The sequence below is a fragment of the Halomonas sp. Mc5H-6 genome (assembly GCF_024124705.1).
GTDB classification, from domain to species: domain Bacteria; phylum Pseudomonadota; class Gammaproteobacteria; order Pseudomonadales; family Halomonadaceae; genus Vreelandella; species Vreelandella subterranea.
The window spans coordinates 216,866-240,324 of sequence record NZ_JAMXSI010000003.1 but is presented as its reverse complement, the minus strand read 5'-3'; the positions used below and the strand labels follow the sequence as shown (position 1 = coordinate 240,324).

Sequence of the window (23,459 nt, the reverse complement as noted above, 5' to 3'; positions counted from 1 at the left end):
TGATAGCGACTTAGTGATAAAAGACGAGGTTGTACAGCGGGATAGGAGAATCTGCTCACAGCTCGGGGTGCAGGCAGTCGTGCGGGTCAGTTGAGCTGCCCAGGCCCCAAAAAAGAAAGCCGCTCCAGGGGAGCGGCAAAAAGACCGTGACTAGCAATGAGAGGGAGAAACCATGACAGGAAACTGGTAATGATTACCCGATCTGTCGTGGTCTGTGGCGTCTCATCAACGCCACACCCGCACTGTAATAGTTCTCATTTACTACGTCAATAATAATGCGAACGGTTTTTATTTATTTTTGGACATCACCTCACAGATGATCGTCCCGCGCTATGCATTGACGCCCTTACTCTTCCAGCGGTTGCACTGGATCCCATTCCGAGCGATTGGCCAGAAATTCGGGCCTGGGCCGGTTGCCGCAGTAAGGATCGTGAAGCGTATTTTCAACACTGTTGTAAACAAAGAATAAATTACTTCTCGGCCAGCACGACATGTTGATATTGGAGCCGTGCATGGTATTGCATTCAAAAATCACCAGAGAGCCGGCTGGCCCTTTAGGGGCTTCAATATCGTTTTCCAGCATCAGTTCGCGCAAGCTGCTCGCCGGGGGCACCCCTACCTCTTGGCTTTTCAACGATTCCTTGTAGTTATCCTCCGGCGTTCGCCCCACACAGGGAACAAAGTAGTGATGCGAACCGGGAATCAGCATCAGGGGGCCGTTAAACTCGCCGTTATCCGTGAGGACGATGGAACAGCTGAGCGCTCGCATCCGCGGCATGCCGTCTTCGCTATGCCAGGTCTCAAAATCCGAATGCCACTCGAACCCCCTGCCTTTAAATCCTGGCTTGTAGTTGATCCTTGATTGGTGGATATAAACATCGCTGCCCAGCAACTGCTTCACGATCGCCAGCAACTTGGGATCTTGAGTCAAGCGCTGGAAACGTTTTGAGACTTGATGAATACCGAAAACAGTACGTATTTCCTCACGTCCGGGTTCCAGGATCGTGCCCTCGGAAAGCTTAAGGTCAGCATCGTCTTCATACTCACGCAACTCTTGAAGAAAAACCTGCATATCCTCGGCATCGTAAAAACCTTCAAACGAGAGAAAGCCTTTTCTTTCGTATTCCTCAATTTGCGAGCTATCCAATGGGCCATTGGCAAGCTGGGACTCATCGCCAAACACCACAGGATCGATGCGCTCAAACATTCCCAACTTGCGTTCCAAACGAGTGGGGAAAAGATCTTGTGTATCGCTCATAGCAAACTCCTCCGTTAGTATGCGGGCCAATAAACGCTTTTCAGGTACTCCTTATAAAACGTAGACACGAACCCGCCTTTCGGCAATCGCGCCATACCCGCCCATAAAGCGTACGAACGCTCATCGTTTTATTTATGCAAGGAGGCAGGAAGGAAGTCGCCAAAAAACCACGCAGAGAACGGGGCGTTGGCCGGTACTCAGAGACCGATTCAGAAACCGGTACTCAGAAAAAAGAAAGCCGCTCCAGAGGAGCGGCAAAAGACCGTGACTAGCAATGAGAGGGAGAAACCATGACAGGAAAATGGTATGAATTGCCAAATCTGTCGTGGTCTGTGGCGTCTCATCAAACGCCACAATCACAATGTAATAGTTCTCATTTAGCACGTCAACACAAATACGAATATTTTTTATTCCGCTTTCAGCCGCCTGCCAGTTGGAGCCAAACCGGTAGCGTCAGCATCGCCAGTAGCGTCTGACCGGTGATGATCGCGGCCATCAATTCGGCATCACCGCCCAACTGGCGCGCCAGAATATACGCAGACGTCGCTGTGGGCAGTGCGGCAAACAACAGCGCGACGTCGCGGCTCACCGTATCCAGGCCAACCAGCCATGCAAGTACCAGCACCAGCGCGGGCATCAGCACCAGCTTGACGCTGTTTGTCGCCAGCACGCCGCGATCAACGCGCAGCAGCGCTGCCGGGCGCAATGCCACCCCCACAGCCACCAGCCCAAGCGGCAAGGCGGCACGGCCTAATAGGTCGACGGTATCGTGGCTCCAGCCCGGCAGCCCTATGCCGGAAAGGTTCAGCCCAATACCCAGCAAGCACGCCAGAATCAGGGGATTCTTGACCAGCGCCATGACGCTTTTGCCGAGACTTGCGTTACCCAGGGTGCCAGCAGCGACAAAGCTTGCCACGCACATGATATTGACCACCGGCACCATCAGCGCCACTGCCACGGCGGCGGTAGTGGCACCTGCACTGCCGTGCAAGGCCGCCGCGCCCGCCACCCCGACGTACGTATTGAATCGCACGGCGCCTTGAAATACCGACGTAAATGCCCCGGGCGCCAGCTTGAGCTGGGTTCTCAGACGCCACAGCAATACGCCAAAGACAGCCATCGCGCTCAGCAATACCAGGGCCAGGCGGGTCACGGGTACCTGGCTGACATTCGCCGTCGCCAGCGTCGACACCAGCATGGCCGGAAAGAGTACGAAGTAGATCAGCCGCTCCATGGACGGCCAGAATGTATCGCTGGGCCAGCGTTTAACGCCCAGCGCTGCACCCATCAAGATCAAGAGAAACAGGGGGCCGAGGGCACCGCTAATACTTTCCATTGAGTATCCTTCTCCTTTTGATCGACCACGCCGTGACAGTTGCAGGTTTACTGTTACTATGAACAGAGGGTTTCAGTCATCAACGGACGCTGGTTCATCGCCTGCAGGGAGATACCATGGCCTATCCGAAATTATGGCTAGGCGTCGGCGTCGCCGCGCTGGTCGTGGCAAGTGGCATCATGCTCTACCAGGCCACGCTGCCTCCTCAAGACGACATGCCACCTGGCGGTGAGATTGAACTGCCGTCCACCCGAGGCGACTTTTCGCTGTCCCAGCTTGCCGACGATCAAATTGCCCTGCTGTCGTTCGGCTATACGTATTGCCCTGACGTATGCCCCATGACGCAGTCGGTCAAGCGCCAGGCGCTGGCTGAGCTTTCGGCATCGCAACGCCAACAGGTGGTGCCTGTCATGGTCACCGTCGACCCACAGCGCGATACCCTGGAACGGCTTGAAGAGTACCTGGCGTTTTTCGGCGAGGACTTTATCGGCGCCAGGGGCAACAAAGCCGAACTGGATGACGTGATGTCCCGTTATGGGGTGATCACGCGTCGCGTTGAGGCGCCCGAGTCAGCCATCGAGTACACCATTGACCATAGCTCATCACTTTACTTGGTCGACCGCGACGGCGATATTTTGCAGCGTGTGCTGTATTCGCCAACGCCTCAAGGGCTTACGGCTGCCTTATCGCATGAGCTGAGTCGTTAATCCTGCTCGGGTGTTGCTTGAAGGCGTTCCAGCATGGCCATTAGCGCCTTGATTTGAACACCTTCGCGGGTACTGTGCATCGGGGCTAACTGTGAGGAGGGCTCGGCATAGCCCCACCAGTCCCAACAGCCCTGAGGATTCATCATGCTGTTCTCTACCTGGGGATAAAGCACGATCTGCTGATGCAGTGCTGCCCAGTCATTGAGCCCGCTGTGCCTTGCAAACGCATCGCCAATCGCGTCTTCACTCATCTGGCAACCGTGAAGGGCCAACGTGACCTGGCATCCGCCCTCTTCACAGCCTTCCGGTATATAAACAAAGCCACGATCCGCTAGTCCGGTCACCGCAAAGTCAGACTGGTCAAAGGTGCTTAATTGCCCCCGGCCTTCATCGTTCTTTTCGCGATCAGGGTACAGAAAGCGCAGCATGGCGCCAGCGACATCATCATCGCAGGCAAGCAGGTAGCTGCCACCGCCCTGCTGACAGTCACCCAAGGTTCGTGGAGGCGGTGCCTCATCGTCCAGGCTTACCGGCCAGCCATGGCCGGTGTCTTCTCGCCGAACGACGCGCAGCTGATCGGCATTGGCCAGCCAGCGTTTCCACTGAGCCGCCAATAAATCACCCAACTCAGGCTCCACGACATCGTCATCCTCGCCATGCCACAGAAACACCCTTAATTGACTGAGCGTTTCCCGTGGCCCCACCTGACCTGCCGCTTCGTAGCGGCGACGGCGATTTTCAAGCCTGTCGAGAGATGGCTCGCCGCCCGATGTCGTCATGCAGGAACTCAGCGCCCGGCTTAACGAACCTTCTGCACATTCCCAAGGGCCGGCCGCCAATACGCCCACTGCACTGAAGCGCTCGGGGAAGGCGACGGCCAACTGCGTGGCCATGTAACCACCGGACGAAATACCCACGACGCTGACGTCACTGCCAGCGCCCAGCGCAGCTAACGGCCCGGGCGCTGCCTGAACCACCGTCGCACCCTGCCAGCTACCGATAAACAGTAACCCACTGACCAAGCAGCGTAGGGATAAACGCGACGGTAAAGGCATCACTTATTCAACGTCCAACAGTTCCACGCGGAAGGTAAGCACCTCGTTGGGACCAATCGGGCCCTGGCCACCTTCACCGTAGGCCAGGTCAGCAGGGATATACAGCATCCAGCTGTCGCCTACACTCATTGCTTGAAGGGCTTCTTGCCAACCTTCGATCACCTGATTGACCTGGAAACTGACCGACTCGCCACGTTCATAGGAGCTATCAAAGACCGTACCGTCCAGCAGCATGCCCTCGTAATTCACCTCGACGGTGTCTTGGGGACCAGGCGACTCGCCATCGCCCGACTCAAGCACTTCGTACTGCAGCCCTGACTCGGTGACCGTCACCTCATCGCGCTCAGCGTTTTCGGCCAGGAAGGCTTCACCGGCTTCTCGGTTTGCTTCACTGGCTTGCGCCGCTTCCGCTTCGCGGGCCGCCATGGATTGCTCCTGAAAAGCCATCAATGCTTCGCTCATTTGCGCTTCATCAAGCGCCAGATCATTACCTTCAAACACATCGCGAATGCCGTCGGTAAACGAATCGATATCCAGGTCTTCGACATCGGCCTGCATGCTTTCACCCAGCGTAACGCCCAGGCTATAAGCCAAACGCTCTTCTTCCGTTTCCGGCGCTGCAGCGGCCAAGGGAGTCACCAGCAGTAAGCCAACCAGGGCCGTTGAGGAAATCGCTACTTTCATAGAACACCTTTTTTGTGGTGCGAAGCACCGTGGTATGGGTAATTGATGCGTATTGAAAGGACACTTAAAAGAGTAACACCCGCCGCCTCAGGCTGCATCTGCCAAGGCGGCGGGTGTTTGATACCCAGCGAGGTTTGCGGGAAAGTGCGTTCACACCACCATGGTGGGGCAGTGGGCTGAGCCTGCCACTCGCTGGGAAACACTGCCCAGCAGCAGGTTTTTATCGCCATTGGTGCCTTGGGCGCCAATGACGATCAGGTCACACTCACGTTTGCGGGCAAAGCGAACGATGGTGCGCGAAGGTCGACCTCCCTTGACGAAGGCCCGCACGCTTCCGCTGTCTGCCCCCATTTCTATCGCATGGGACTTGGCGTGCACCGCGATTTCGGTGGCGTACTCCTTCAGCGCATCGTCAGGAATATCCAGCTTGCTCGGCCGCACCATGGAAAGCGACGCTTCGAGCAGGCTGTGGTGCTTGAACACACATAGCAGATACAGTTCTGCGCCGGTCAGCATGTGCAGTCCTACGGCCTTCTCAAGCGCCTTGAGGGCGCCCTTGGAGCCATCCACCGGCACTAAAATGCGGTTGAACATTGGCGTTCTCCTTGTGACGACTTAGCGAAACGCTACATCGCGCAGGAACAGGGCAATTTGCGGGAACATGATCAGTAGCACGGCCGCCAGAATCAGCATAAAGATAAACGGTGGGGTGCCCTTGATCACATCCCAATACGGGCGCTTGAATATCGCAATGGCGGTAAAGATATCGCACCCAAAGGGCGGCGTCGCCGAGCCGATGGCCACCTGAAGGGTAATCAGAATCCCGACCAAAACAGGATCCAGCCCCGTGGAGGCAATGGCTGGCGCAAAGATGGGGGTCAGTACCAGGATAACCACAATCGGGTCGACAAACATGCATGCCACGAAGAACGCGATACAAATGGCAATCAGGACGCCGGTGGGGCCTGCTTCATTGACGCCCACTGCCTCCAGAATCGCCTGGGGGATCTGCGCAAACGAGATGATCCACGAAAAGCTGTTGCCCACGGCCACGAGAATAAACACCACGGCGGTAATCAAGCCCGTCGATTTGGCAATGGCGTAGATATCATTCACTTTCAGCGAACGGAAGACCAGAAACTCGAGGAAGACGGCATACAGCACGCAGGCCGCCGCGGCTTCAGTGGGGCTGAAAATACCGCCATAAATACCGCCCACGATAATCACCGGGAAACCCAAAGGCCAAAGCGCCATGCGCACAGCCCTGCCGCGCTCTCCCCAGCTGGCTTTTGGCTCGGTAGGGACGTTTTTCACCGTCGCATAAATCATGCTGTAGGCGGCAAACATCATCAGAATCATCAAGCCCGGCCCGATCCCGGCAATAAACAGCTCACCAATGGACGTGCCTGAAATGACCCCGTAAATGATCATGCCAATACTTGGGGGAATCAGAAAGGCAATATCACTGGAGTTGATAATCAACGCCAGCGTGAAAGAGTCCGAATACCCCGCTTTCAACATTCGCGGCCGCAACGGCGAGCCAACGGCCACCACCGTGGCCTGTGTCGATCCCGACACTGCCCCGAACAGCGTACATGACGCGGCCGTGCTGACGGCCAGGCCGCCTTTCACATGGCCAATAAACGACATGACCATGTCAATCAATCGGCTGGCTGACTGGCCCCGGGTCATGATATCGGCGGCCAGAATAAACATGGGCACCGCGATCAGCGATGCAGGGCGTATCCCCGCCATCATCTGCTGAATCAGGGTTTCCATCTGCCCCAGTCCGTTGAACATCATGTAAAAGCCAATGGCCGAGGCGGTGATCAACGGGATCATCATCGGAAAGCCCAGCAACAGCAGGGCAATCATCGTAGTGACCATTATTGTCGTCATAGCGGTTCCCCTAGGCAGTGTTGCCCTGCGTTAGACTTCCGTTTCGGTATCTTTATAACCATCCACCACCCCGGTGGAGAGGTACACATCCCGGGAGGTCATATTCTTAATTGCCGTTAGCAGGTATTGAATGCCGGTAATCAAAAAGCCCATCGGTACCCAGAGGTAAATGATCCAGATGGGTAGCCCCAAGGATGGCAGCACGCGCCCTTTGCTATACAAATCGATGATGTAAAACACCGAGTAGTAAAGCAAAAAGAACATGACCAGCGAGGTAAACAAGGCAATGACGATCATCAGTACTTTGCGACCTCCCGTGGGGAGGGCATCGTAGATGGCCGACATGCGAATATGCCGACCGTGCCGGGCGGCGTAGCCAATACCGGCAAAGGTGATCATGATAATCAGGATACGGTTGAGCTCGCCTGTAAACATGATGCTGTGGCCGAACACAAAGCGTGTAACCACGTTAGTGACCGTATTCAGCGCCATGAGCAAAACCCCCATCGCTAAAATGACGGCTTCTAATTTGCTGATAGCGGTATCAATTACCCCTAAAAAACCGGGCAAGCCAGAGCGGTAGCTTTTCTCAGACTCTTCTTCGGTCATGGCCGGACTCCTTTTATCACGCAGCCTTGCGCTAGCGATTTCACCTTTCCACACCCGATCTAAATGCCGGAAATTGTTGTGCCATCCACGGCTAACATAATCAGCCTAGCGGTAACCCAACGTTACTGGTTCAACGCTGGATGAACGAATTTCTTTCCAACAAGCGAATTGATATTGCTATTGATCATATGAGAAAGGGGCAGCCGCTGGCCGCCCCTTTGGTTCTTCCGTTGCAGCACCTTGTAAGGCGAGGGCTGCTTATTCTTCGCCGCTGGAGACTTCTTCCAGGTCTTCCTTGAACTGATTGAGCAGCTCTTCGCCACGCTCACCGGTCATTTCCAGAAATGCTTCCTCAACCTGAGGCGCACGTTCGCGGAAGGCCTGAATCTGCTCTTCATTCAAACGCGTGACGGTGACTTCGTCAGAGGCTTCCTGGATTTTGGCAAGCGATTCTTCGGCTAAGCCCTGGATATGCTCGATGGTATGATCGTAAGCCACTTCAGAGGCTTCCTGGACCAGTTGCTGATCTTCTTCGGAAAGCCCTTCGTAGAAGTCCTGGTTAGCCATCATCGCAGTGGTAAACCAGCCGTGACCGGTAAAGGTCAGGTGTGGCGATACTTCATAAAGACCGCCAGACTCGATCCAGAAGATCGGGTTCTCTTGACCGTCGATAACGCCGGTCTGCAGACCACCGTATACCTCACCCCATGGCAACGGCGTTGGCGTAGCCCCGAATGCGTCGTAGGTTTCCGACAACAGCGGGTTGGTCATGGTACGGATTTTCTTGTTATCCAGCCCCTCAGGAGAGGTGAACGGCTCGTTGGTCGTCACGACCATCTCACCTTCTGGATACATTTGCAGTAGCTCTAAGCCTTGCTCGGCATAAAGCTCCGGGAACATCTCGTTGATGGCTTCACTCTCGTCGAAGAACTCAAGCACGGTTTCTTCGTCGGTGGGAAGCAGGTAAGGAATGAAGAAGATCTGTGCTTCGGGGATGAGTGAGCCGGTGAAGCCAGGCGACTGGTTGACGAACTGGAGGATACCGTTCTGGGTCTGCTCCATGATGTCGTCGGACTCGCCAAGCTCGCCAAAGCGATAGACCTGGACGGTATGATCGGAGTTATCCTCGATGTGCTCTTTGAACGCATAGGCGAAAACGTCTTGGACGTCGCCTTCGTATTCTTCGTGCGCGTAACGCCAGTTGTCAGCCTGAGCGACGCCCGACATACCAACCAACAGTGCACTGACGCTCGCCGTCGTTACTAACTTGCTTGCCTTCATGCGGTGTTCCCCTTGCAGTGGTAAGCGCGCTGTACGAGTGCGCAGGAATCTGCTTTGATCGGCGCGTCTCACAACGCGCGGTGTCATTGACCATTGTGCAGTCGCTGAATGGCGCTGCACATCTCAAAGGCCTAATAACAATCAGTTATTCAAAAGCAGCTAATTTTCAGGCTAGCGCGCTCGCCGTAAGGGGTCAAGTTGCTGACCTAGCACGCTAAAGGCGTGTTCAAGGGCCTCGCGGGCTTCTGGCTCGCCACCGTCCAGCATCGAATCGTGCGGTAATAAAACACGTTCTTGCAGCCATCTTCCCGCATCGTGCGAGTTGGCTGGCATATTTTTCAGGCGCGTAGAGGGTTGCCCATGGTCCCATGCCCACCTTTGCCAACGTTGAAGGTTTTCACGCTCGGCGAGCAGCTCAGCCTGCTTGATCCGCTCACGCAGGGCGGAGACGGTCTCGCTGGGTGCATCATAATGCTTTAAATCGCGCCGAAGCCCACGCAGCACCTCTGTGACTCCCGCCTGCCAATCACGGCGCGCCTGGCGATGCGCGACAAGCGATTCGGGTAACGCCTCGAGTCCATGCACATACAGCCAGCCATGAAACAATAGCTCGCAGACATCCACACCGGCATGGTCCTGTAGCGTCAGGCACGACGGCTCGACACCGGGGCGGCGATAAAAGGTTAGCGCGAAATCCCACAGCGGTGTCTGCTGAAGCGCCGCGAATCGGGTAGAATCAAGCGCCATAGAATCTGGCATTGTATGCCCCATCTTATTCGGGAGAACGCATGATCGCACTGCGCCAAGTCGCTCTGCAACGCGGCACGCAAACGCTACTCGACAACGCCGACCTCACCCTCCACGACGGGGTGAAAGCGGGGATCATCGGGGCTAACGGTGCAGGCAAATCGAGCCTCTTTAAGCTGCTACTGGGCGAACTCGGCCCGGACCAGGGCGACGTTGAACTGAGCGGCGGGCAGCGTATCGCGCATATGGCCCAGGAAGTCGAGGCGCTGGACCGGCCGATTATCGAGTATGTGATGGATGGCGACATCGCCCTTCGCCAGGCTGAAGCGGATCTACAGGCTGCCCGTGACGCGGGTCAAGCCCACCGGGAGGCTGAACTGCACGGTTTGATTGAAACCCTCGACGGCTATCGCGCCGAGTCCCGCGCGGCGCAACTGCTGGTCGGGCTCGGCTTTATTCAGGCCGACCTCGACCGACCGCTGTCGGCGTTTTCTGGGGGCTGGCGAATGCGCGTCAACCTGGCTCGCACCCTGTTCATGCCCTCCGACCTGCTACTGCTGGATGAGCCCACCAACCACCTGGACCTTGATGCACTGCTGTGGCTGGAGCAGTGGCTTACCCGCTACCCCGGCACCTTGCTGTTGATTTCCCACGACCGCGATTTCCTGGATGACGTATGCGATCACATTGTGCATATGCATCACCAGACGCTGGAACTTTACCGCGGCAACTACTCGCTTTTTGAGCGCACCCGCGCCGAAAAGCTCGCCCTCCAGCGTGCCGAAGCCGCCAAGCAGCAGGCACGGCGCGAGGAAATCGAGCGCTTCATCGCGCGCTTCCGCGCCCAGGCCACCAAGGCCAAGCAGGCCCAAAGCCGCGTCAAGATGCTGGAACGCATGGAAGATATTGCGGTTGCCCATGTCGATTCGCCCTTTCATTTCACCCTGCCCGCCTCGGATAAAACCTCGCATCCGCTGCTGGTGCTTGACCAGGCCACGCTGGGTTATCGCGGCGATGCGGGCGATATCGTCCAGCTGGACAAGGTCAATGTTACCCTGCTGCCGGGTAGCCGGATCGGCCTGCTGGGTCCCAACGGGGCGGGTAAGTCAACGCTGATCAAATCGCTCACCGGCGAACTCGACCTGTTAAACGGCAAGCGGGTGCCCGGCGAGCACTTGGCGATTGGCTACTTTGCCCAGCATCAGTTGGAAGGGCTCGACGTGACGACCACGCCATTTGTGCATGTGCAGCGGCTATCGCCCACCGCCAGTGACCAGGAAATCCGCAATTTCCTGGGCGGGTTTGGCTTTAAAGGCGACGACGCTTTCGGCCAGGTGGGCACCTTTTCAGGTGGCGAGAAGGCCCGTTTGGCGCTGGCCCTGGTGGCGTGGCAAAAGCCCAACCTGTTGCTGCTGGATGAGCCCACCAACCACCTGGATCTGGAAATGCGCGAGGCCCTCACTCAGGCGTTGGCCAGTTTCGAAGGCACCGTCATTCTGGTTTCTCACGACCGCCACCTGCTGCGCGCCACGGTGGATGAGTTCTGGCGGGTCGCCGACCATCGCGTCGAGCCTTTTGACGGCGACCTCGACGATTATCGCGCCTGGTTGAAGGCACGCCTGGAAGAAAGCCGCCGCGACAACCGTAGCGAGAAAAACGAACGCCAGGCCCAACAGCCCAGTGGCGACCGCAAGGCCGCTCGCAAGGCAGCCGCCGAATTACGTGAGAAACTGCGTCCGCTCAAAAAGCAGCGCGACCAGGCGGAAAAGGCGATGGAAAAGGCCCAGCAGTCACTGGAAAAGGTCGAGGAAATACTGGCCGACCCTGAACTTTACACCGATAGCGCCCGCAAGGCTGAACTGACCGATGCCCTGGCCCGCCAGGCTGATATCAAGGCGCGCCTGAACGACGCCGAAGCCGAGTGGCTGGCCGCCGAAGAGGCACTGGAAGCCATGGAAGCTGAGCTAGTGGCCAACGAGAATGCCTGAAGACCCGCTCAGCTCTCCAGCAAGAAGGTCACCGGCCCGTCGTTCACCAGCGAGACCTGCATATTGCCGCCAAACTCGCCGGTAGCGACCTTCTGCCAGGCGGATTGCGCCTGGGTCACCAGGTAGTTAAACAGCTGCTCGCCTTCATCAGGGGGCGCGGCGCTTGAAAAGCTGGGCCTCAGGCCTTTACGCGTATCGGCCGCCAGGGTGAACTGTGACACCAGTAGCAGGCCGCCCTCAGCCTGCTGCACATTCAGATTCATCTTGCCGTCAGCGTCACTGAACACGCGGTAATTCAGCAGCTTGTGCAGCAGTTTGTCGGCATCCGCCTGGCCATCGCCCTTTTCGACGCCCACCAGTGCCAACAGCCCGTGGTCAATGGCGCCCACGGTACGGCCTTCGACATCAACGCTTGCCCGGGTTACCCGCTGTATCAGTGCTTTCACGTTTATGCCTCGCTCGCAAAAGCGCCAGTATAACGCATGCCAAGGCGTGATTACCTCCCTAGCAGCGCATCGCGGAAGTCTCCACCCAGGGGGCGCTCACCTAACCATATACCAAAGAGGGCGCTGGCCAGCTCCGCGTTTCCGCCCTCGAACAGCACCTCGCCATTCAGTGCCAAGCGCAGCGTATCGCCGTCCCAGCTCAATACATAGCGATCCTGTGGTTCGACGTCCTGATAACGTTGGTTAAAAGCATTAATATCGTCTTCCAGCTGCGAGTATTCATAGGCGGTCAGGTTTTTTTGCAGCGTTTCCGTGGTGGCGTCGGCAAACTCTTCAGCCTCGATGCCATGGAAGTAGGCCAACTCAAGGCGGCGGGGTATATCGCTTTGTGGCCGGGGGTCAGTTTCGCCTTCTGCCTGGTAATACGCGCCGGCATAGGCGGTCCAGATCATGTAGGTAAAAACGCCGCTGCCGACAAGCTCATAGCGTTGACCGTTCTCTTCCAGGGTTCGCTCGAAGCGCTGGCCCTCTTCGCTGACCGTCTGCGCCCAGAGAGCAGGCGACCCGAACAACAGCAGCCCGCCTAGAAGCCACGCCGCGACGCGAGACATGCGCGGCATCAGGCCATCGTCTTTAGAAACACTCGCTTTGAAAACATCGGTCAATGTTAGCGATGGCATAGTAAGGCACTCCCCCAATATTTCAAGACAATGCCTATACTACATAAAACATGAATAAAAGTTCCGTCTAGCTATGCTCTGCATAGCATCACGTCGCAATGCGGTTCACTCAACAGCATATCGGTCAACTGGCTCGCATGGTGTGGTTGATCTCGGCTGCCGATCACTACCAAATCGGGGGTGTGGCGCTTGATGTAGGCATTCAAGACCTCACACGGGGAACCGTGCTCCAGCACCAGTTCAACGTCGGGAACGCCTGCCAGCTCGCTCATCAGGCTGTCAATTTCCTGCGCCAGCCGTTCGCGCAGCCGTGTCACCTCATGGTCGCGCCATTGGGCATAGTAGGGATGCGAGCCAAGCTCACGTTCGCCCGGCAAGCTCCAGGCATGCAACAGTGTCAGTGAGGTATCCGGAAAACGCTGCAACGCTTCACGCAGACTGTGCCGGGCCGTCAGAGAAAAGTCGACGGGCACCAGTATCGACGCCCACGGCTGGGTCGGCGGCTGAGAGGCAACCACCACAGGGCAGGGCGCGCTGCGGATGATGCGCATCAGACTGGTTCCCGCCAGCAGGTCTTTCTGGCCGCGCTTGCGATGCATGCCCACCACGACCAGGTCGGCCTGGCGTTCGTGGGCCTCGCGGATAATTTCGACGTAAGGCGCGCCAGCGACCGTCTGGATCAGCGTCTTGGGTTCTTCGAGGGCATAATCTTCACGGACGTCCTTGAGGGTGGCGGCGATATCGTCTACCACCGCCGCTTCAACCTCGTGAAAGACGCGACGGGGTAAGTAGGGGTCCAGCACATGGATAATGTCGAGCTGGGCCCCATCGGCGTAGGCCAGGCGCAGCGCCCTGGCAAAGGCCGCGCGATTTTCGGCAGAGAGGTCAGTGGCAAACAGTACGGTACGAGTCATCGCAAACGCTCCTCAGCCTTAGCGGACACCCTTCAGCATGGTGCGCAACGGCCCATTGCGCAAGCGAAACGGTGACGCCCGCCGGCGAGCGGCGCTGCGCTTTACCACCAGGCGTGAAAGTGGTGCACCGGGCCACGCCCTTTACCCACATTCAGCCTGACACTGGCCTCCAGACCGGCATGCAGCCACTGCTTGGCTTCGGCAATCGCGGCGACAGGGGCGTCATTTTCAGCCCCTGCTGGAAGCTTGGCCAGGCAGGCAGCAATGGCTGACGACAGCGCGCAACCGGTACCGTGCAGGTTCTCGGTGGCGATCCGCGACGCTGGCAGCCAGCGATGTTCCTTGGGCGTCGCCAGCAGGTCGGGGCAGGTCTCACCCCGCAGGTGGCCCCCTTTGAGCACCACATAGGGCGCGCCAAGCTGCGTCAAGCCCGGCAGCATCGCTTCCATCTCATCCAGCCCAGTGGGCGATGGCGCGTCGAGCAACACCGCGGCCTCGGGCAGGTTGGGGGTAATCACGTCCGCCAGTGGCACCAGGATATCGCGCACCGCCCGGATACCTTCATTATCGACCAGAATATCGCCGCTTTTGGCCACCATCACCGGGTCGAGGACGATCCAGCGTGGCCGCCTCTGCCCCAGCACCTCGGCGATCACCTCGGCCACGTCGCGGCTGGCGACCATGCCGATCTTGACCGCATCGATCTCGACATCGTCGAGCAGGTTCTCCAACTGCTCACGAATCGCCTGGGGCGACACCGGGTAGACCGAGGCGACACCGCAGGTATTCTGGGCGATCACCGCCGTAATCACATTGGTTCCGTAGACCCCGAGTGCCGAGAAGGTTTTCAAATCGCCCTGCAGCCCAGCGCCGCCGGACGGGTCGGAACCGGCGATGGTGAGCACATTGCGCAGGCGGGAATCATTAGACATGGTGATCCTCGGATAAACACAGTATTTGGCTAGGATACCCAAGCAAAGGCGTTTTGGCTGCCTTAAAAACGCAAATGGCCGCCCGAAGGCGGCCATTTCATGCAAGGCTCGGCGTCTTATTCGGCGCTGTCGCCTTCAGGGTTACGTGCATTGTAGTAAGCCTGCTCGGAGATCGCGTGATAATCCTCAACCTTCTCCTGGAAAGCCTGGTAGGACTCGTAAATCCGCGTCGCCATTTCGCTGGACTCTGCCAGCTCGGCGACGACATCAGCCGAGTGCTCGCGTGCCTGCGCTAATACGTCATCAGGAATGCGGCGCAGCTCGACATCATGCTCGTTGACCAGCGTTTCCAGCGCGTCGTTGTTACGTGCGGTGTACTCGTCCAGCACGTTGGCATTGACGTCGCGTACTGCCGTTTTCAGGATCGCTTGCAGATCCGCGGGCAGCTCGGCCATGGCCTCTTCGTTGACGATCGCCTCGAACATCACGGTCGGTTCGTGCCAGCCGGGATAATAGTAGTAGTCAGCCGCCTGGTGCAGGCCAAAGGCCAGGTCATTGTAGGGACCGATCCACTCGGTGGCGTCGATCGCACCCGACTGCAGCGAGGTAAAGATCTCGCCGCCCGGCATGTTGACGATCGCCACGCCCATGCGGCTCATCACTTCACCACCGAGGCCCGGCATGCGCATTTTCAGGCCGTCCAGGTCATCAACCGAGTTGATTTCCTTGTTATACCAGCCGCCCATTTGCACACCTGAGGCACCGGCCACCAACACGTCGACGCCAAACTCATCGTAAAGCTCGTTCCACAGCTCCATGCCGCCACCGAAGTGCAGCCAGGCGTTCATTTCCTGGGCGTTCATGCCAAACGGCACGGCGGCAAAGAACTGGGCGGCGGGGGCTTTGCCCTTCCAGTAATAGGAAGCGGAATGGCCAAGCTCAGCGGTACCGTCTGACACGGCATCAAAGACTTCAAAGCCCGGTACCAGCTGCCCGGCACCGAAGACTTCGATTGTCAGGCGGCCATCCGACATTTCATCCACAAGCTCGGCAAGACGCTCGGGGCCTTGGCCTACCCCCGGGAAGTTTTTCGGCCAGGACGTGACCATCTTCCAGCGGAATTCTTCTTCTTGAGCCTGGGCGTGATTATCAATGCTCGACACCGCCAGCAGACTGGCTGACATGGCGGTCGTCATGGCAATGGCGACGGGGAGTGTTTTAACTTTCATACATGAACCCTCTAGCTTTCTATTATTACTGTTATGGGTAGGAAGACACCGCTCAGCCGAGTGCCTCGGGCATTGGACCAAGCGGCTTGCTGCAAATTGTTAATGAGTTATTTAACTGCGTAAGTACTAGGTTGTCACGTCCTTGCGTTGATAACAGCGACGCGTTTCAACACATGATTAGCCAAACTGTGCCGGTAACCATGTTGCCAGCTGCGGAAAGAATGTCAGCATCAGCAACATGCCCAACTGCATCAGGATAAACGGAATCACCCCGCGGTAGATGGCCGAGGTCGGCACCGACGGCGGCGCCACCCCGCGCAGATAGAACAGTGCAAAACCAAACGGTGGCGTCAGGAACGACGTCTGCAGGTTGATGGCAATCATGATGCCCAGCCAGATGGGGTCGAGCCCCATGGCCAGCAGAATCGGGCCGACGATGGGCACCACCACAAAGGTGATTTCGATAAAGTCGAGGATGAAGCCGAGCAGGAAGATCACCAGCATCACGATGATCGTCGCGCCGACCACGCCGCCGGGCATGCCCTCGAACAGCTCGGTGACCATGTGCTCGCCACCATAGGCCCGGAACACCAGCGAAAACAGCGCCGCCCCGATCAGGATCAGAAACACCATGGTGGTGACGTTGGTCGTCGAACGCAGCACGTCTTTCAGGGTCGCCATATCCAGCTGGCGATAGGCCACCGCCAGCACCAGGGCACCAAAGGCGCCCACAGCGGAAGCCTCGGTGGGTGTTGCAAAGCCACTGAGGATCGACCCCAGTACCGCCACAATCAGCACCACGGGCGGCACCAGCCCCTTGAGCAGCAACATGCCCAGCCCCGAGGTGTGACCAAGCTCCTCCATCAGTTCATTCCGGTCAGCGGCGGGGGCCATGTTCGGGCGCCACCATGCGATGACCGCCACATAAATCATGTACATGACCACGAGGATCAAGCCCGGCACCAGTGCGCCCATGAAGAGGTCGCCCACCGATACCGTTTTCGGGCTGAAAATCCCCATATCCAGCTGCGCCTGCTGATACGCCGATGACAAGACATCGCCGAGCAGTACCAGCGCGATGGAAGGGGGAATGATCTGACCCAGCGTACCGGTGGCGCAGATCGTCCCGGTCGCAAGCGAGGTGCTGTAGCCACGCTTCAACATCGTTGGCAGCGACATCAGCCCCATGGTGACCACGGTGGCCCCGACGATACCGGTGGACGCCGCCATCAGCATGCCTACCAGCGTGACCGAAATGCCCAGGCCGCCGCGCATGGCGCCAAACAGCAGGGCCATGGCATCGAGCAGGGTCTCCGCAACCTTGGATTTTTCCAGCAGCACGCCCATGAGGACGAACAGCGGCACCGCCAACAGCGTCTGGTTGGTCATGATGCCGTATAACCGGTTGGGCAGCGCGGCAAGATAGCCGCTGTCAAAGTTGGCATCGACGCCCATGGCTTCAAGCCCCAGCCCCATCCCGGCAAACAGCAGCGCCGTGCCCGCCAGCGAAAGCGCCACGGGAAAGCCGAACATCAAGACAATACAGATGACGGCAAATAATACGATCGGCATGAAGTCCAGCATCAAAGGCGCTCCTCAAGATGGTCATCATCCGCATCAGGCGGTGCTATTCGTCCGGTCAGGATGTAGCCGTTGCGCACCACTTCGATCACGCCTTGCACGATCATCAGCAGGGCAAACAGCGGTATCAAGGTTTTAAGGGCAAATACCGCCGGAATGCCGCCGTGGTCAGGAGAGCTTTCAAGAATGCGCCAGGAATTGGCCACATATCCCAGGCTCGACGCAATGATGAACACCATCACCGGTATCAATAACGTCACAATGCCCACCACATTGATCAGGGCCTGACGGCGTGGCGACATTCCCCGGTAGAAGATATCGACCCGCACATGACCGTCGTGGCGAAAGGTGTAGGCAGCGGCGAGCATAAAGACGGTGGCGTGCATGTACATCACCAGCTCTTGCATGAAGATACTGTTCACGCTGAAGGCATAGCGCAGCAGTACAATCGCGAACTGAATCAGCATCATGATGATGATCAGCCACGCAAGGGATCGTCCGAACCACTCAGAAGCGCGGTCCAGCGCACCTATCAAGGCAGGTAGTTTTGTTGTGTCCGACATGGAAGTGTCTCGCGTAAAACGGCTAAGAAGAGTCAGCGACCCAGACAATAGCGCAAATACGCAGATATTGCAGCGTCCCTAAACAGCGAGACGCGCTTATTATTTAACGCTTGCGCGAATCGCCGCCAGACAAGCGTCGGGAAGTGGCAGATCGACAGCGATTGGGAGATGGTCCGAGAACAGATGATCCAGCACCTGCACGTCCACCACCTCAAGGGACTGGGAGAGCAGAATATGATCCAGCGCCCGCCGCGGCTGCCAGGAGGGGTAGCTCAGCAGGGGTTTTACCGGATGTAGCGGCAGGGCGTTATTGAAGCGTTCATGGGCATGCAGTTGATCCGGCGTGCAGTTCAAATCCCCCATCACCACTACATGGCGCAGCGGTTGGATGATTTCACTGAGGTAGTTGAGCTGCCGCACTCGCCCGCGATGGCTCAGCGCCAGATGCGCCACAAAGATATGCAGCGCATCCGGCCCGTCGCCAAAGCGCGCGTGGATGGCACCGCGTCCCGGCATTGCGCCTGGCAAACGATGCTCTTCTACCTGACTGGGAACCAAGCGCGACAGCAGCCCGTTGCTGTGCTGGGCAATGCGCCCCAGGTTGCGGTTCAACTGCTGGAAATGGTGGGGCAATCCCGCCTTGGCGGCCAGGTATTCGACCTGATTCACGCGGCTTGAGCGAAAACTGCCGCCATCGACTTCCTGCAGCCCGACCACATCGAACCTGCCCATCACCTCGGCCATCAAAGCCAGTCGCTGCAAGCGTTGGGGATGGGGCAGGAGATGCTGCCAGCTGCGCGTCACGTAGTGATGATACGCCGAGGTCTGAATCCCGACCTGGAGATTAAACGTTAACAGGCGCAGGTGGCCGCTGCTCAGCAGCGGCGCGTGTGCCTCCAGCTCTTTCATGCAAAACCCCGTGCCGAATACAGCGTCAGACAGCGTTATTCTTCCCGCGCTTCGCGTACCTGATCAACCAGGGCATCGGCGACATTAGGCATGTTTTCAAGGCTACCGGCACTGCTTGGCGTCACGACGTAGCGACCATCGATCACCAGTGCAGGCACGCCCATCAGGCGCATATCACGCATGCGGCTATGGGCTTTGTTCACGTTGCTGCGAACGTTAAAGGCGGTGAGGGCTTCCTTGGCTTCCTCTTCGCTAACGCCGTAATCGGTGAAAAACGCGGCGATCTCGTCTTCATCGGTCAAGGAGCGCTCGTCCTGATGAATGGCGTCGAAGAAATCCGCGTGCAACTCCTCTTCAATGCCGAGCTCTTTGGCGGCATAGAAGGCATTGGCGTGGGTATTCCAGTCGCCGCCCATGGTCGCCGGCATTTTTTCAATCGTCACGTCATCATCGAGGGTTTCGTACCACTCATTAACGTGTGATTGCAGACGGTAGCAGTGCGGGCAGCCAAACCAGAATACCTCCAGCACTTCAATTTGCCCCTCATCAACCTGGGTCTCGACCGGCTCGTCGAGTACTTCGTAGTGCTGTCCTTCAACCAACTCTTGGGCACTGACCGCCGCTGACAAGCTTAATCCGGCAACCGCAACCATTAACGTTTTCAGCATAGTGACTCTTCTCCGTGGGAAAGCGTCTTTGTGACCCCAGCGCTCGGCTGGGGTTCCCCGCTTGGCAAAGCAAGTGAACGACATGAGCTTATTGAGGGCGGTCGTTTAATTCAAACCCAGCAGATAATTGGCTACCGCCTGCATGTCGTCATCGCTCATTTTTGACGCGATATCACGCATCACGCCGTTGGGGTCGTTGTCCCGGTCACCGGCGGCAAAGTCCTGCAGGGTGCTGACGGTGTAATCGATCTGCAGCCCCGAGAGCGCTGGGTAAGCCGCACTGCCTATGCCCCCGCCCGTCGGCGTATGGCAGGCACTGCAGGCCGGAATGCCTTTTTCCATATCACCGGCCCGGTACAGCTCTTCGCCACGGGCCAACAGCGCTTCGTCGTCATCAGCCTGGCCGAGATGAGGGTCCTGCTCGGCGTAAAAGGCGGCCACGTCCCAGGCGTCCTGGTCATCGAAGTCATCCACCTGCCCCGCCATCTGCGGCACCTCACGGCGACCGTCACGAATATCCATGATTTGTTTGGCAAGGTACGACATCTGCTGGCCTGCCAAATGAGGGAATGTCGGCGTGGGGCTGATGCCGGCTTGTCCGTGACAAGCCGCACAGGGCGTTGCCAGGGTTTCACCGGCGGCCGCGTCAGCCTCCGAGCGAGGATCTGCCGCGGCGGCCCCCGCGGCACCCAGGGAAATGGCCAGGCTTGCCAGTAATGTTCTCATCGCAATTCCATTATGGTTGGTGTTATCAAAGCCTCCGCACGACACATAAGCTGACACCTTGGTCGCTGCCCGGCAGAGCACGGTGTTACACTACCCGCGGGCCATAGAAACCCATCTGTGTGCAGTATAGCGAAGCCTCCAAATTGCAGAAATCTTGTCGCACATTGTTGGTCACCTTATTGATTGTTTTTATCTTTGTTTGTCGGGATTAATGCCATGCCTACCCCCCATGATAGTTCAGCTGTGCGACTTAATTACCCCACCGCGCAATTTATGACCAGTGCGCCCACGCTCGCCCTCTGCCCGGACGATACCGGTGCCGAAGTCGCCTTTGCAGGCCGCTCGAACGCGGGAAAGTCCAGCGCGATCAACGCCCTCACCCAACAGAAAGCGCTGGCCCGCACCTCGCGTACGCCGGGGCGCACCCAGTTGATCAACTTCTTTAGCGTCATGAATGACGAGGCACGCCGCCTGGTCGACCTCCCCGGCTACGGCTACGCCAAAGTCCCCGAAACGGTCAAGCAGGAGTGGCAGCAACACATGTCTGACTACCTGCGCGGCCGCTTCAGCCTGCGCGGGCTGGTGCTGTTGATGGATGTACGCCACCCGCTCACCGAGTTTGACCAGATGATGCTGGGGTTCGCCGACCAGCGTGACATGCCGGTGCATATCCTGCTCACCAAGGCCGACAAGCTGAAAAAGGGCCCCGCCAGCGCGGCGTTGCAGCAAGTGCGTTCACGCCTGAAGGAGTGGGAGGACCTGGTATCGGTTCAGCTGTTTTCGTCGCTCAAGCGTGACGGGGTCGACACCCTCGCACAGCGTCTGGACCAGTGGTTGCAAACGCCTCAATAGGGGCTATTCAGCGCCGCCAGCACGCCGCGCAGTTCTCTCACATGGCCAATCCGATGGACGCCCTTGGGCAACGCGTCGTGACGCTCCTCGCTGATCCACACCGCGTGCATGCCCAACCGCAAGGCCGGCACTATGTCTTCTTCCCAGGAATCGCCCACGTGCATGGCGTTTTGCGGCGCGACCTCGAAGCGTTCAAGCGCAGCCAGAAACGCCGTGGGGTCGGGCTTGGGGGCCAGTAGTTCGCCGGCGGCAATCGCCACTTCAAAGTAACCCGCCAGCGGCTGACGTTTCAGGTGGATATTGCCGTTGGTGATGGCCGCCAGCCGATAGCGCTGCCCCAGGTCTGCCAATAACTCGGCGGCTTCGGGGTGCGGCGTTACCTGCACGCGCAGACGATGGAACTCATTCATGGCGGCGGCGGCCCACAGTGTGGCGGCGCTACGCGGCAAGCCCTGAGCTTCCAGTTGCGCTTCCAGGGCACGCAAACGCAGCCAGGTAAAGTCGCCGCGCCGTTCGGGCACTTCCAGGGCCAGCCGTTTTCGGCGTTGCAGATAATCCTCAAGCCCCTGATCAACATCTAGCCGCCACGGCGGCCAGCGACGCTCTTCCAACCATACGGCCAGATTGTCAAGCAGCCAGCCGTAATGCCCGGTTTCCGTGCGCGCCATCACGCCGCTGTTATCCCAGAGGGTATCGTCCAGATCAAAGGTAATCACCTTGAGAGAGGTCATGGCTCGCTCCTTGGGCGGCGTTTAGCGCGGGGGTGCGCGGCGTCATAGCTCGTTGCCAGGTGCTGCCAGTCCAACCGCGTATACACCTGGGTGGTCGAGAGGTTGGCATGGCCCAGCAGCTCCTGCACCGCGCGCAGGTCCTGGCTGGACTCGAGCAAATGACTGGCGAATGAGTGGCGCAGCCGGTGAGGGTGCAAATGCTCGGGTAGTCCCCGCTCGATGGCAAGGGACGCCAGGCGCTTTTGAATCGCCCGATGCCCCAGGCGTGCCCCGCGTTGGCCGACAAACAGCGCGGTTTCAGCGTCAGGCGCCAAATGAGACCGCACGCTCAACCAGGCCGCCAACGCCTGCCGGGCACGGTCACCAACCGGCACCTGCCGGGGCTTGCCGCCCTTGCCCAGCACGCGGACACGTCGGTCCTGCAAGGCGTCGAGGTCGAGCGCCGCCAGCTCCGCCAGGCGCAGGCCGCTCGAGTACAAAAGCTCCAGCATGGCCTGATCGCGCCGCGCCAGGGGTGAGTCATCGTGCGGCGTATCCAGGAAGCGCGCCAGCGTATCGACATCCACCGGGCGCGGTAAGTGCTGGGGTTGCTTGGGTGTACGGACCAGATCCAGCGGGTTATCGGCAATGACGCCCTGCTTCACCAGGTAATCGGCAAACCGCGATAATGCCGCGCGGCGCCTGGCCAGGCTGCGTGGCGCAAGCCCCCGGCGGCGCTCTTCCCCTAGAAATGCGCGCAGCAGGTGCTGGTCAAATGGGGCGGCATCATCGTTCTGGCGTTCAATAAACCCGCACAGTGCGCCGATATCCTGGCGGTAGGCAGCCACGGTCGCCTCGCTTGCGTGGCGTGCGAGCGAGGCGAGAAACCCCTCAGCGTGCTGGCGGGTGGCGTCGTCATTCATGAGGGGCCAGGCGAATCAGCAGCCGTGCCACGATGTCGCCAAGGTACTCGGTAAACAGCGTGTCCATACTGGCGCGGTACTGATCGGCATCGGGGCTGGCAATCAGCAAGTAACCCAGCGGCTCGCCCGCCGAGAGCCGCGAAATGGCGCATGACCCCGCCTTGCGCGGCGCTTTGACGTGGGGCAGCAAACACTTCCAGTCGCTGACGCTGAGCTTGGCGCAACGACTGGTGCGGCCATCAAGCAACGCCGCCAACCGGGCGCTGGCATGCTGATCCAGAACATGACGGGGCGGCTGCGGCAGCGAGGGTTCGTCGTCGCTTAATGTCGCCGGGCACCATAGCGCCATGGCGGGGGTGTTGAAGCGCTCGCTCAGCTGCGTGGCCAACGCCTGGGCCAAAGCGTCACGCGTGTCGGCTTCCACCAGCGCCAGCAGCGTTTCGCGCAGTCGCCGGTACTGCGCCTCGTTATGACGGGCGGTTTCCAGCAAATGCTCAAGACGCCCTTCGGCGGTCTCGGCGCGCTGGCGTAAGTCGATCACCAGGCGTTCGAGCAGCGACACCGCCCCGTCAATATGCGGATGAGGAACCTGCAACTGCTGCAGCAGCCCTTCCCGCCCCACGAAAAAATCGGGATGACGCGCCAGCCAAAACGCGACTTGATCGGGGTCGAGCGTTTTGCGCGGTTCTGGGGCTTGAGACATCGCCGTTCTCCTTGGGTTAGTCAAAGACTGCTTGTTCTATCAGTTGTTCAAAGGCGCAG

Annotated in this window: 25 protein-coding genes; 3 read left to right on the top strand and 22 right to left on the bottom strand. The window is 58.6% G+C overall.

Annotation, left to right across the window (positions count from 1 at the left end; genetic code table 11):
- Positions 1–346: 346 nt before the first annotated feature.
- The gene (gene thpD / locus NH395_RS06850; protein ID WP_253023423.1) at positions 347–1,258 is read right to left on the bottom strand and encodes an ectoine hydroxylase; all 912 of its coding nucleotides are present in this window, start codon (positions 1,256–1,258) and stop codon (positions 347–349) included.
- Between the two features lie 418 nt (positions 1,259–1,676).
- Positions 1,677–2,594 (bottom strand): AEC family transporter, encoded by a 918-nt coding sequence (locus NH395_RS06845; protein ID WP_253023421.1) that lies wholly within the window; start codon positions 2,592–2,594, stop codon positions 1,677–1,679.
- Positions 2,595–2,710: 116 nt separating this feature from the next.
- Between NH395_RS06845 and NH395_RS06840 the strand changes: the two genes are divergently transcribed.
- The gene (locus tag NH395_RS06840; protein WP_253023419.1) at positions 2,711–3,301 is read left to right on the top strand and encodes an SCO family protein; all 591 of its coding nucleotides are present in this window, start codon (positions 2,711–2,713) and stop codon (positions 3,299–3,301) included.
- Here the strand turns inward: NH395_RS06840 and NH395_RS06835 are convergent.
- The 7 genes from NH395_RS06835 to NH395_RS06805 form a co-directional block, all read right to left on the bottom strand.
- On the bottom strand, positions 3,298–4,356 hold the full coding sequence (locus NH395_RS06835; RefSeq protein ID WP_253023417.1) for a PHB depolymerase family esterase: 1,059 nt from the start codon (positions 4,354–4,356) through the stop codon (positions 3,298–3,300). The genes NH395_RS06840 and NH395_RS06835 overlap by 4 nt on opposite strands.
- A gap of 3 nt (positions 4,357–4,359) precedes the next feature.
- On the bottom strand, positions 4,360–5,040 hold the full coding sequence (locus NH395_RS06830) for an FKBP-type peptidyl-prolyl cis-trans isomerase (RefSeq protein WP_253023415.1): 681 nt from the start codon (positions 5,038–5,040) through the stop codon (positions 4,360–4,362).
- A gap of 150 nt (positions 5,041–5,190) precedes the next feature.
- A complete protein-coding gene (locus tag NH395_RS06825; protein WP_066316329.1) occupies positions 5,191–5,634 on the bottom strand; it encodes a universal stress protein in 444 nt (147 codons plus the stop codon).
- 21 nt (positions 5,635–5,655) lie between these two features.
- Positions 5,656–6,939 carry a TRAP transporter large permease gene (locus NH395_RS06820; RefSeq protein WP_253023413.1) on the bottom strand — a complete coding sequence of 428 codons (1,284 nt, stop codon included), beginning with the start codon at positions 6,937–6,939 and terminating at the stop codon, positions 5,656–5,658.
- 30 nt (positions 6,940–6,969) lie between these two features.
- Positions 6,970–7,548, bottom strand: a complete 579-nt coding sequence (locus NH395_RS06815) for a TRAP transporter small permease (RefSeq protein WP_253023411.1) — start codon at positions 7,546–7,548, stop codon at positions 6,970–6,972.
- Positions 7,549–7,806: 258 nt separating this feature from the next.
- Complete coding sequence (gene dctP, locus NH395_RS06810) at positions 7,807–8,829, bottom strand: TRAP transporter substrate-binding protein DctP (protein ID WP_253023409.1); 1,023 nt, start codon at positions 8,827–8,829, stop codon at positions 7,807–7,809.
- 171 nt (positions 8,830–9,000) lie between these two features.
- Positions 9,001–9,588, bottom strand: coding sequence for a TIGR02444 family protein (locus tag NH395_RS06805; RefSeq protein ID WP_253023407.1), 588 nt, complete (start codon positions 9,586–9,588; stop codon positions 9,001–9,003).
- Between the two features lie 29 nt (positions 9,589–9,617).
- On the opposite strand from NH395_RS06805, the gene NH395_RS06800 reads away from it, so the two are divergent.
- On the top strand, positions 9,618–11,564 hold the full coding sequence (locus NH395_RS06800) for an ATP-binding cassette domain-containing protein (protein WP_253023405.1): 1,947 nt from the start codon (positions 9,618–9,620) through the stop codon (positions 11,562–11,564).
- A gap of 8 nt (positions 11,565–11,572) precedes the next feature.
- On the opposite strand, the gene dtd is transcribed toward NH395_RS06800, so the two are convergent.
- The 10 genes from dtd to NH395_RS06750 form a co-directional block, all read right to left on the bottom strand.
- Positions 11,573–12,010 carry a D-aminoacyl-tRNA deacylase gene (gene dtd, locus NH395_RS06795; RefSeq protein ID WP_253023404.1) on the bottom strand — a complete coding sequence of 146 codons (438 nt, stop codon included), beginning with the start codon at positions 12,008–12,010 and terminating at the stop codon, positions 11,573–11,575.
- A gap of 50 nt (positions 12,011–12,060) precedes the next feature.
- Positions 12,061–12,690 carry a chalcone isomerase family protein gene (locus NH395_RS06790; RefSeq protein WP_253023403.1) on the bottom strand — a complete coding sequence of 210 codons (630 nt, stop codon included), beginning with the start codon at positions 12,688–12,690 and terminating at the stop codon, positions 12,061–12,063.
- Positions 12,691–12,761: 71 nt separating this feature from the next.
- On the bottom strand, positions 12,762–13,604 hold the full coding sequence (locus tag NH395_RS06785) for a universal stress protein (RefSeq protein WP_253023402.1): 843 nt from the start codon (positions 13,602–13,604) through the stop codon (positions 12,762–12,764).
- 101 nt (positions 13,605–13,705) lie between these two features.
- On the bottom strand, positions 13,706–14,536 hold the full coding sequence (gene thiD / locus NH395_RS06780) for a bifunctional hydroxymethylpyrimidine kinase/phosphomethylpyrimidine kinase (protein WP_253023401.1): 831 nt from the start codon (positions 14,534–14,536) through the stop codon (positions 13,706–13,708).
- A 116-nt stretch (positions 14,537–14,652) separates the two neighbouring features.
- On the bottom strand, positions 14,653–15,765 hold the full coding sequence (locus tag NH395_RS06775; RefSeq protein WP_253023400.1) for a TRAP transporter substrate-binding protein: 1,113 nt from the start codon (positions 15,763–15,765) through the stop codon (positions 14,653–14,655).
- A gap of 177 nt (positions 15,766–15,942) precedes the next feature.
- Positions 15,943–17,349, bottom strand: a complete 1,407-nt coding sequence (locus NH395_RS06770) for a TRAP transporter large permease subunit (RefSeq protein ID WP_253023399.1) — start codon at positions 17,347–17,349, stop codon at positions 15,943–15,945.
- Positions 17,349–17,909 carry a TRAP transporter small permease subunit gene (locus NH395_RS06765; protein WP_253023398.1) on the bottom strand — a complete coding sequence of 187 codons (561 nt, stop codon included), beginning with the start codon at positions 17,907–17,909 and terminating at the stop codon, positions 17,349–17,351. The genes NH395_RS06770 and NH395_RS06765 overlap by 1 nt, the downstream gene beginning before the upstream one ends.
- 99 nt (positions 17,910–18,008) lie before the next feature.
- Positions 18,009–18,818, bottom strand: a complete 810-nt coding sequence (locus tag NH395_RS06760; RefSeq protein WP_253023397.1) for an endonuclease/exonuclease/phosphatase family protein — start codon at positions 18,816–18,818, stop codon at positions 18,009–18,011.
- Between the two features lie 35 nt (positions 18,819–18,853).
- Positions 18,854–19,486 (bottom strand): thiol:disulfide interchange protein DsbA/DsbL, encoded by a 633-nt coding sequence (locus NH395_RS06755; RefSeq protein ID WP_066316349.1) that lies wholly within the window; start codon positions 19,484–19,486, stop codon positions 18,854–18,856.
- A 105-nt stretch (positions 19,487–19,591) separates the two neighbouring features.
- Positions 19,592–20,212, bottom strand: a complete 621-nt coding sequence (locus NH395_RS06750) for a c-type cytochrome (RefSeq protein WP_253023396.1) — start codon at positions 20,210–20,212, stop codon at positions 19,592–19,594.
- A 216-nt stretch (positions 20,213–20,428) separates the two neighbouring features.
- On the opposite strand from NH395_RS06750, the gene yihA reads away from it, so the two are divergent.
- On the top strand, positions 20,429–21,064 hold the full coding sequence (gene yihA / locus NH395_RS06745; RefSeq protein ID WP_066316354.1) for a ribosome biogenesis GTP-binding protein YihA/YsxC: 636 nt from the start codon (positions 20,429–20,431) through the stop codon (positions 21,062–21,064).
- Here the strand turns inward: yihA and NH395_RS06740 are convergent.
- From NH395_RS06740 to NH395_RS06730, 3 genes are read right to left on the bottom strand one after another with little or no spacing between them, the layout of a single operon-like run.
- Positions 21,058–21,795, bottom strand: a complete 738-nt coding sequence (locus NH395_RS06740; RefSeq protein WP_253023393.1) for an HAD family hydrolase — start codon at positions 21,793–21,795, stop codon at positions 21,058–21,060. The genes yihA and NH395_RS06740 overlap by 7 nt on opposite strands.
- Complete coding sequence (locus NH395_RS06735) at positions 21,792–22,697, bottom strand: tyrosine recombinase XerC (protein WP_066316362.1); 906 nt, start codon at positions 22,695–22,697, stop codon at positions 21,792–21,794. Before NH395_RS06735 ends, NH395_RS06740 begins: the two co-directional genes overlap by 4 nt.
- Positions 22,690–23,400, bottom strand: a complete 711-nt coding sequence (locus NH395_RS06730; protein WP_253023392.1) for a DUF484 family protein — start codon at positions 23,398–23,400, stop codon at positions 22,690–22,692. Before NH395_RS06730 ends, NH395_RS06735 begins: the two co-directional genes overlap by 8 nt.
- Positions 23,401–23,459: the final 59 nt, after the last annotated feature.

Excerpts from the sequence above, each read along its gene's own strand:
- thpD (WP_253023423.1), bottom strand. The coding sequence starts at position 1,258 with ATGAGCGATACACAAGATCTTTTCCCCACTCGTTTGGAACGCAAGTTG.
- NH395_RS06845 (WP_253023421.1), bottom strand. The coding sequence starts at position 2,594 with ATGGAAAGTATTAGCGGTGCCCTCGGCCCCCTGTTTCTCTTGATCTTG.
- NH395_RS06840 (WP_253023419.1), top strand. The coding sequence starts at position 2,711 with ATGGCCTATCCGAAATTATGGCTAGGCGTCGGCGTCGCCGCGCTGGTC.
- NH395_RS06835 (WP_253023417.1), bottom strand. The coding sequence starts at position 4,356 with ATGCCTTTACCGTCGCGTTTATCCCTACGCTGCTTGGTCAGTGGGTTA.
- NH395_RS06830 (WP_253023415.1), bottom strand. The coding sequence starts at position 5,040 with ATGAAAGTAGCGATTTCCTCAACGGCCCTGGTTGGCTTACTGCTGGTG.
- NH395_RS06825 (WP_066316329.1), bottom strand. The coding sequence starts at position 5,634 with ATGTTCAACCGCATTTTAGTGCCGGTGGATGGCTCCAAGGGCGCCCTC.
- NH395_RS06820 (WP_253023413.1), bottom strand. The coding sequence starts at position 6,939 with ATGACGACAATAATGGTCACTACGATGATTGCCCTGCTGTTGCTGGGC.
- NH395_RS06815 (WP_253023411.1), bottom strand. The coding sequence starts at position 7,548 with ATGACCGAAGAAGAGTCTGAGAAAAGCTACCGCTCTGGCTTGCCCGGT.
- dctP (WP_253023409.1), bottom strand. The coding sequence starts at position 8,829 with ATGAAGGCAAGCAAGTTAGTAACGACGGCGAGCGTCAGTGCACTGTTG.
- NH395_RS06805 (WP_253023407.1), bottom strand. The coding sequence starts at position 9,588 with ATGCCAGATTCTATGGCGCTTGATTCTACCCGATTCGCGGCGCTTCAG.
- NH395_RS06800 (WP_253023405.1), top strand. The coding sequence starts at position 9,618 with ATGATCGCACTGCGCCAAGTCGCTCTGCAACGCGGCACGCAAACGCTA.
- NH395_RS06790 (WP_253023403.1), bottom strand. The coding sequence starts at position 12,690 with ATGCCATCGCTAACATTGACCGATGTTTTCAAAGCGAGTGTTTCTAAA.
- NH395_RS06785 (WP_253023402.1), bottom strand. The coding sequence starts at position 13,604 with ATGACTCGTACCGTACTGTTTGCCACTGACCTCTCTGCCGAAAATCGC.
- thiD (WP_253023401.1), bottom strand. The coding sequence starts at position 14,536 with ATGTCTAATGATTCCCGCCTGCGCAATGTGCTCACCATCGCCGGTTCC.
- NH395_RS06775 (WP_253023400.1), bottom strand. The coding sequence starts at position 15,765 with ATGAAAGTTAAAACACTCCCCGTCGCCATTGCCATGACGACCGCCATG.
- NH395_RS06770 (WP_253023399.1), bottom strand. The coding sequence starts at position 17,349 with ATGCTGGACTTCATGCCGATCGTATTATTTGCCGTCATCTGTATTGTC.
- NH395_RS06765 (WP_253023398.1), bottom strand. The coding sequence starts at position 17,909 with ATGTCGGACACAACAAAACTACCTGCCTTGATAGGTGCGCTGGACCGC.
- NH395_RS06760 (WP_253023397.1), bottom strand. The coding sequence starts at position 18,818 with ATGAAAGAGCTGGAGGCACACGCGCCGCTGCTGAGCAGCGGCCACCTG.
- NH395_RS06755 (WP_066316349.1), bottom strand. The coding sequence starts at position 19,486 with ATGCTGAAAACGTTAATGGTTGCGGTTGCCGGATTAAGCTTGTCAGCG.
- NH395_RS06750 (WP_253023396.1), bottom strand. The coding sequence starts at position 20,212 with ATGAGAACATTACTGGCAAGCCTGGCCATTTCCCTGGGTGCCGCGGGG.
- yihA (WP_066316354.1), top strand. The coding sequence starts at position 20,429 with ATGCCTACCCCCCATGATAGTTCAGCTGTGCGACTTAATTACCCCACC.
- NH395_RS06740 (WP_253023393.1), bottom strand. The coding sequence starts at position 21,795 with ATGACCTCTCTCAAGGTGATTACCTTTGATCTGGACGATACCCTCTGG.
- NH395_RS06735 (WP_066316362.1), bottom strand. The coding sequence starts at position 22,697 with ATGAATGACGACGCCACCCGCCAGCACGCTGAGGGGTTTCTCGCCTCG.
- NH395_RS06730 (WP_253023392.1), bottom strand. The coding sequence starts at position 23,400 with ATGTCTCAAGCCCCAGAACCGCGCAAAACGCTCGACCCCGATCAAGTC.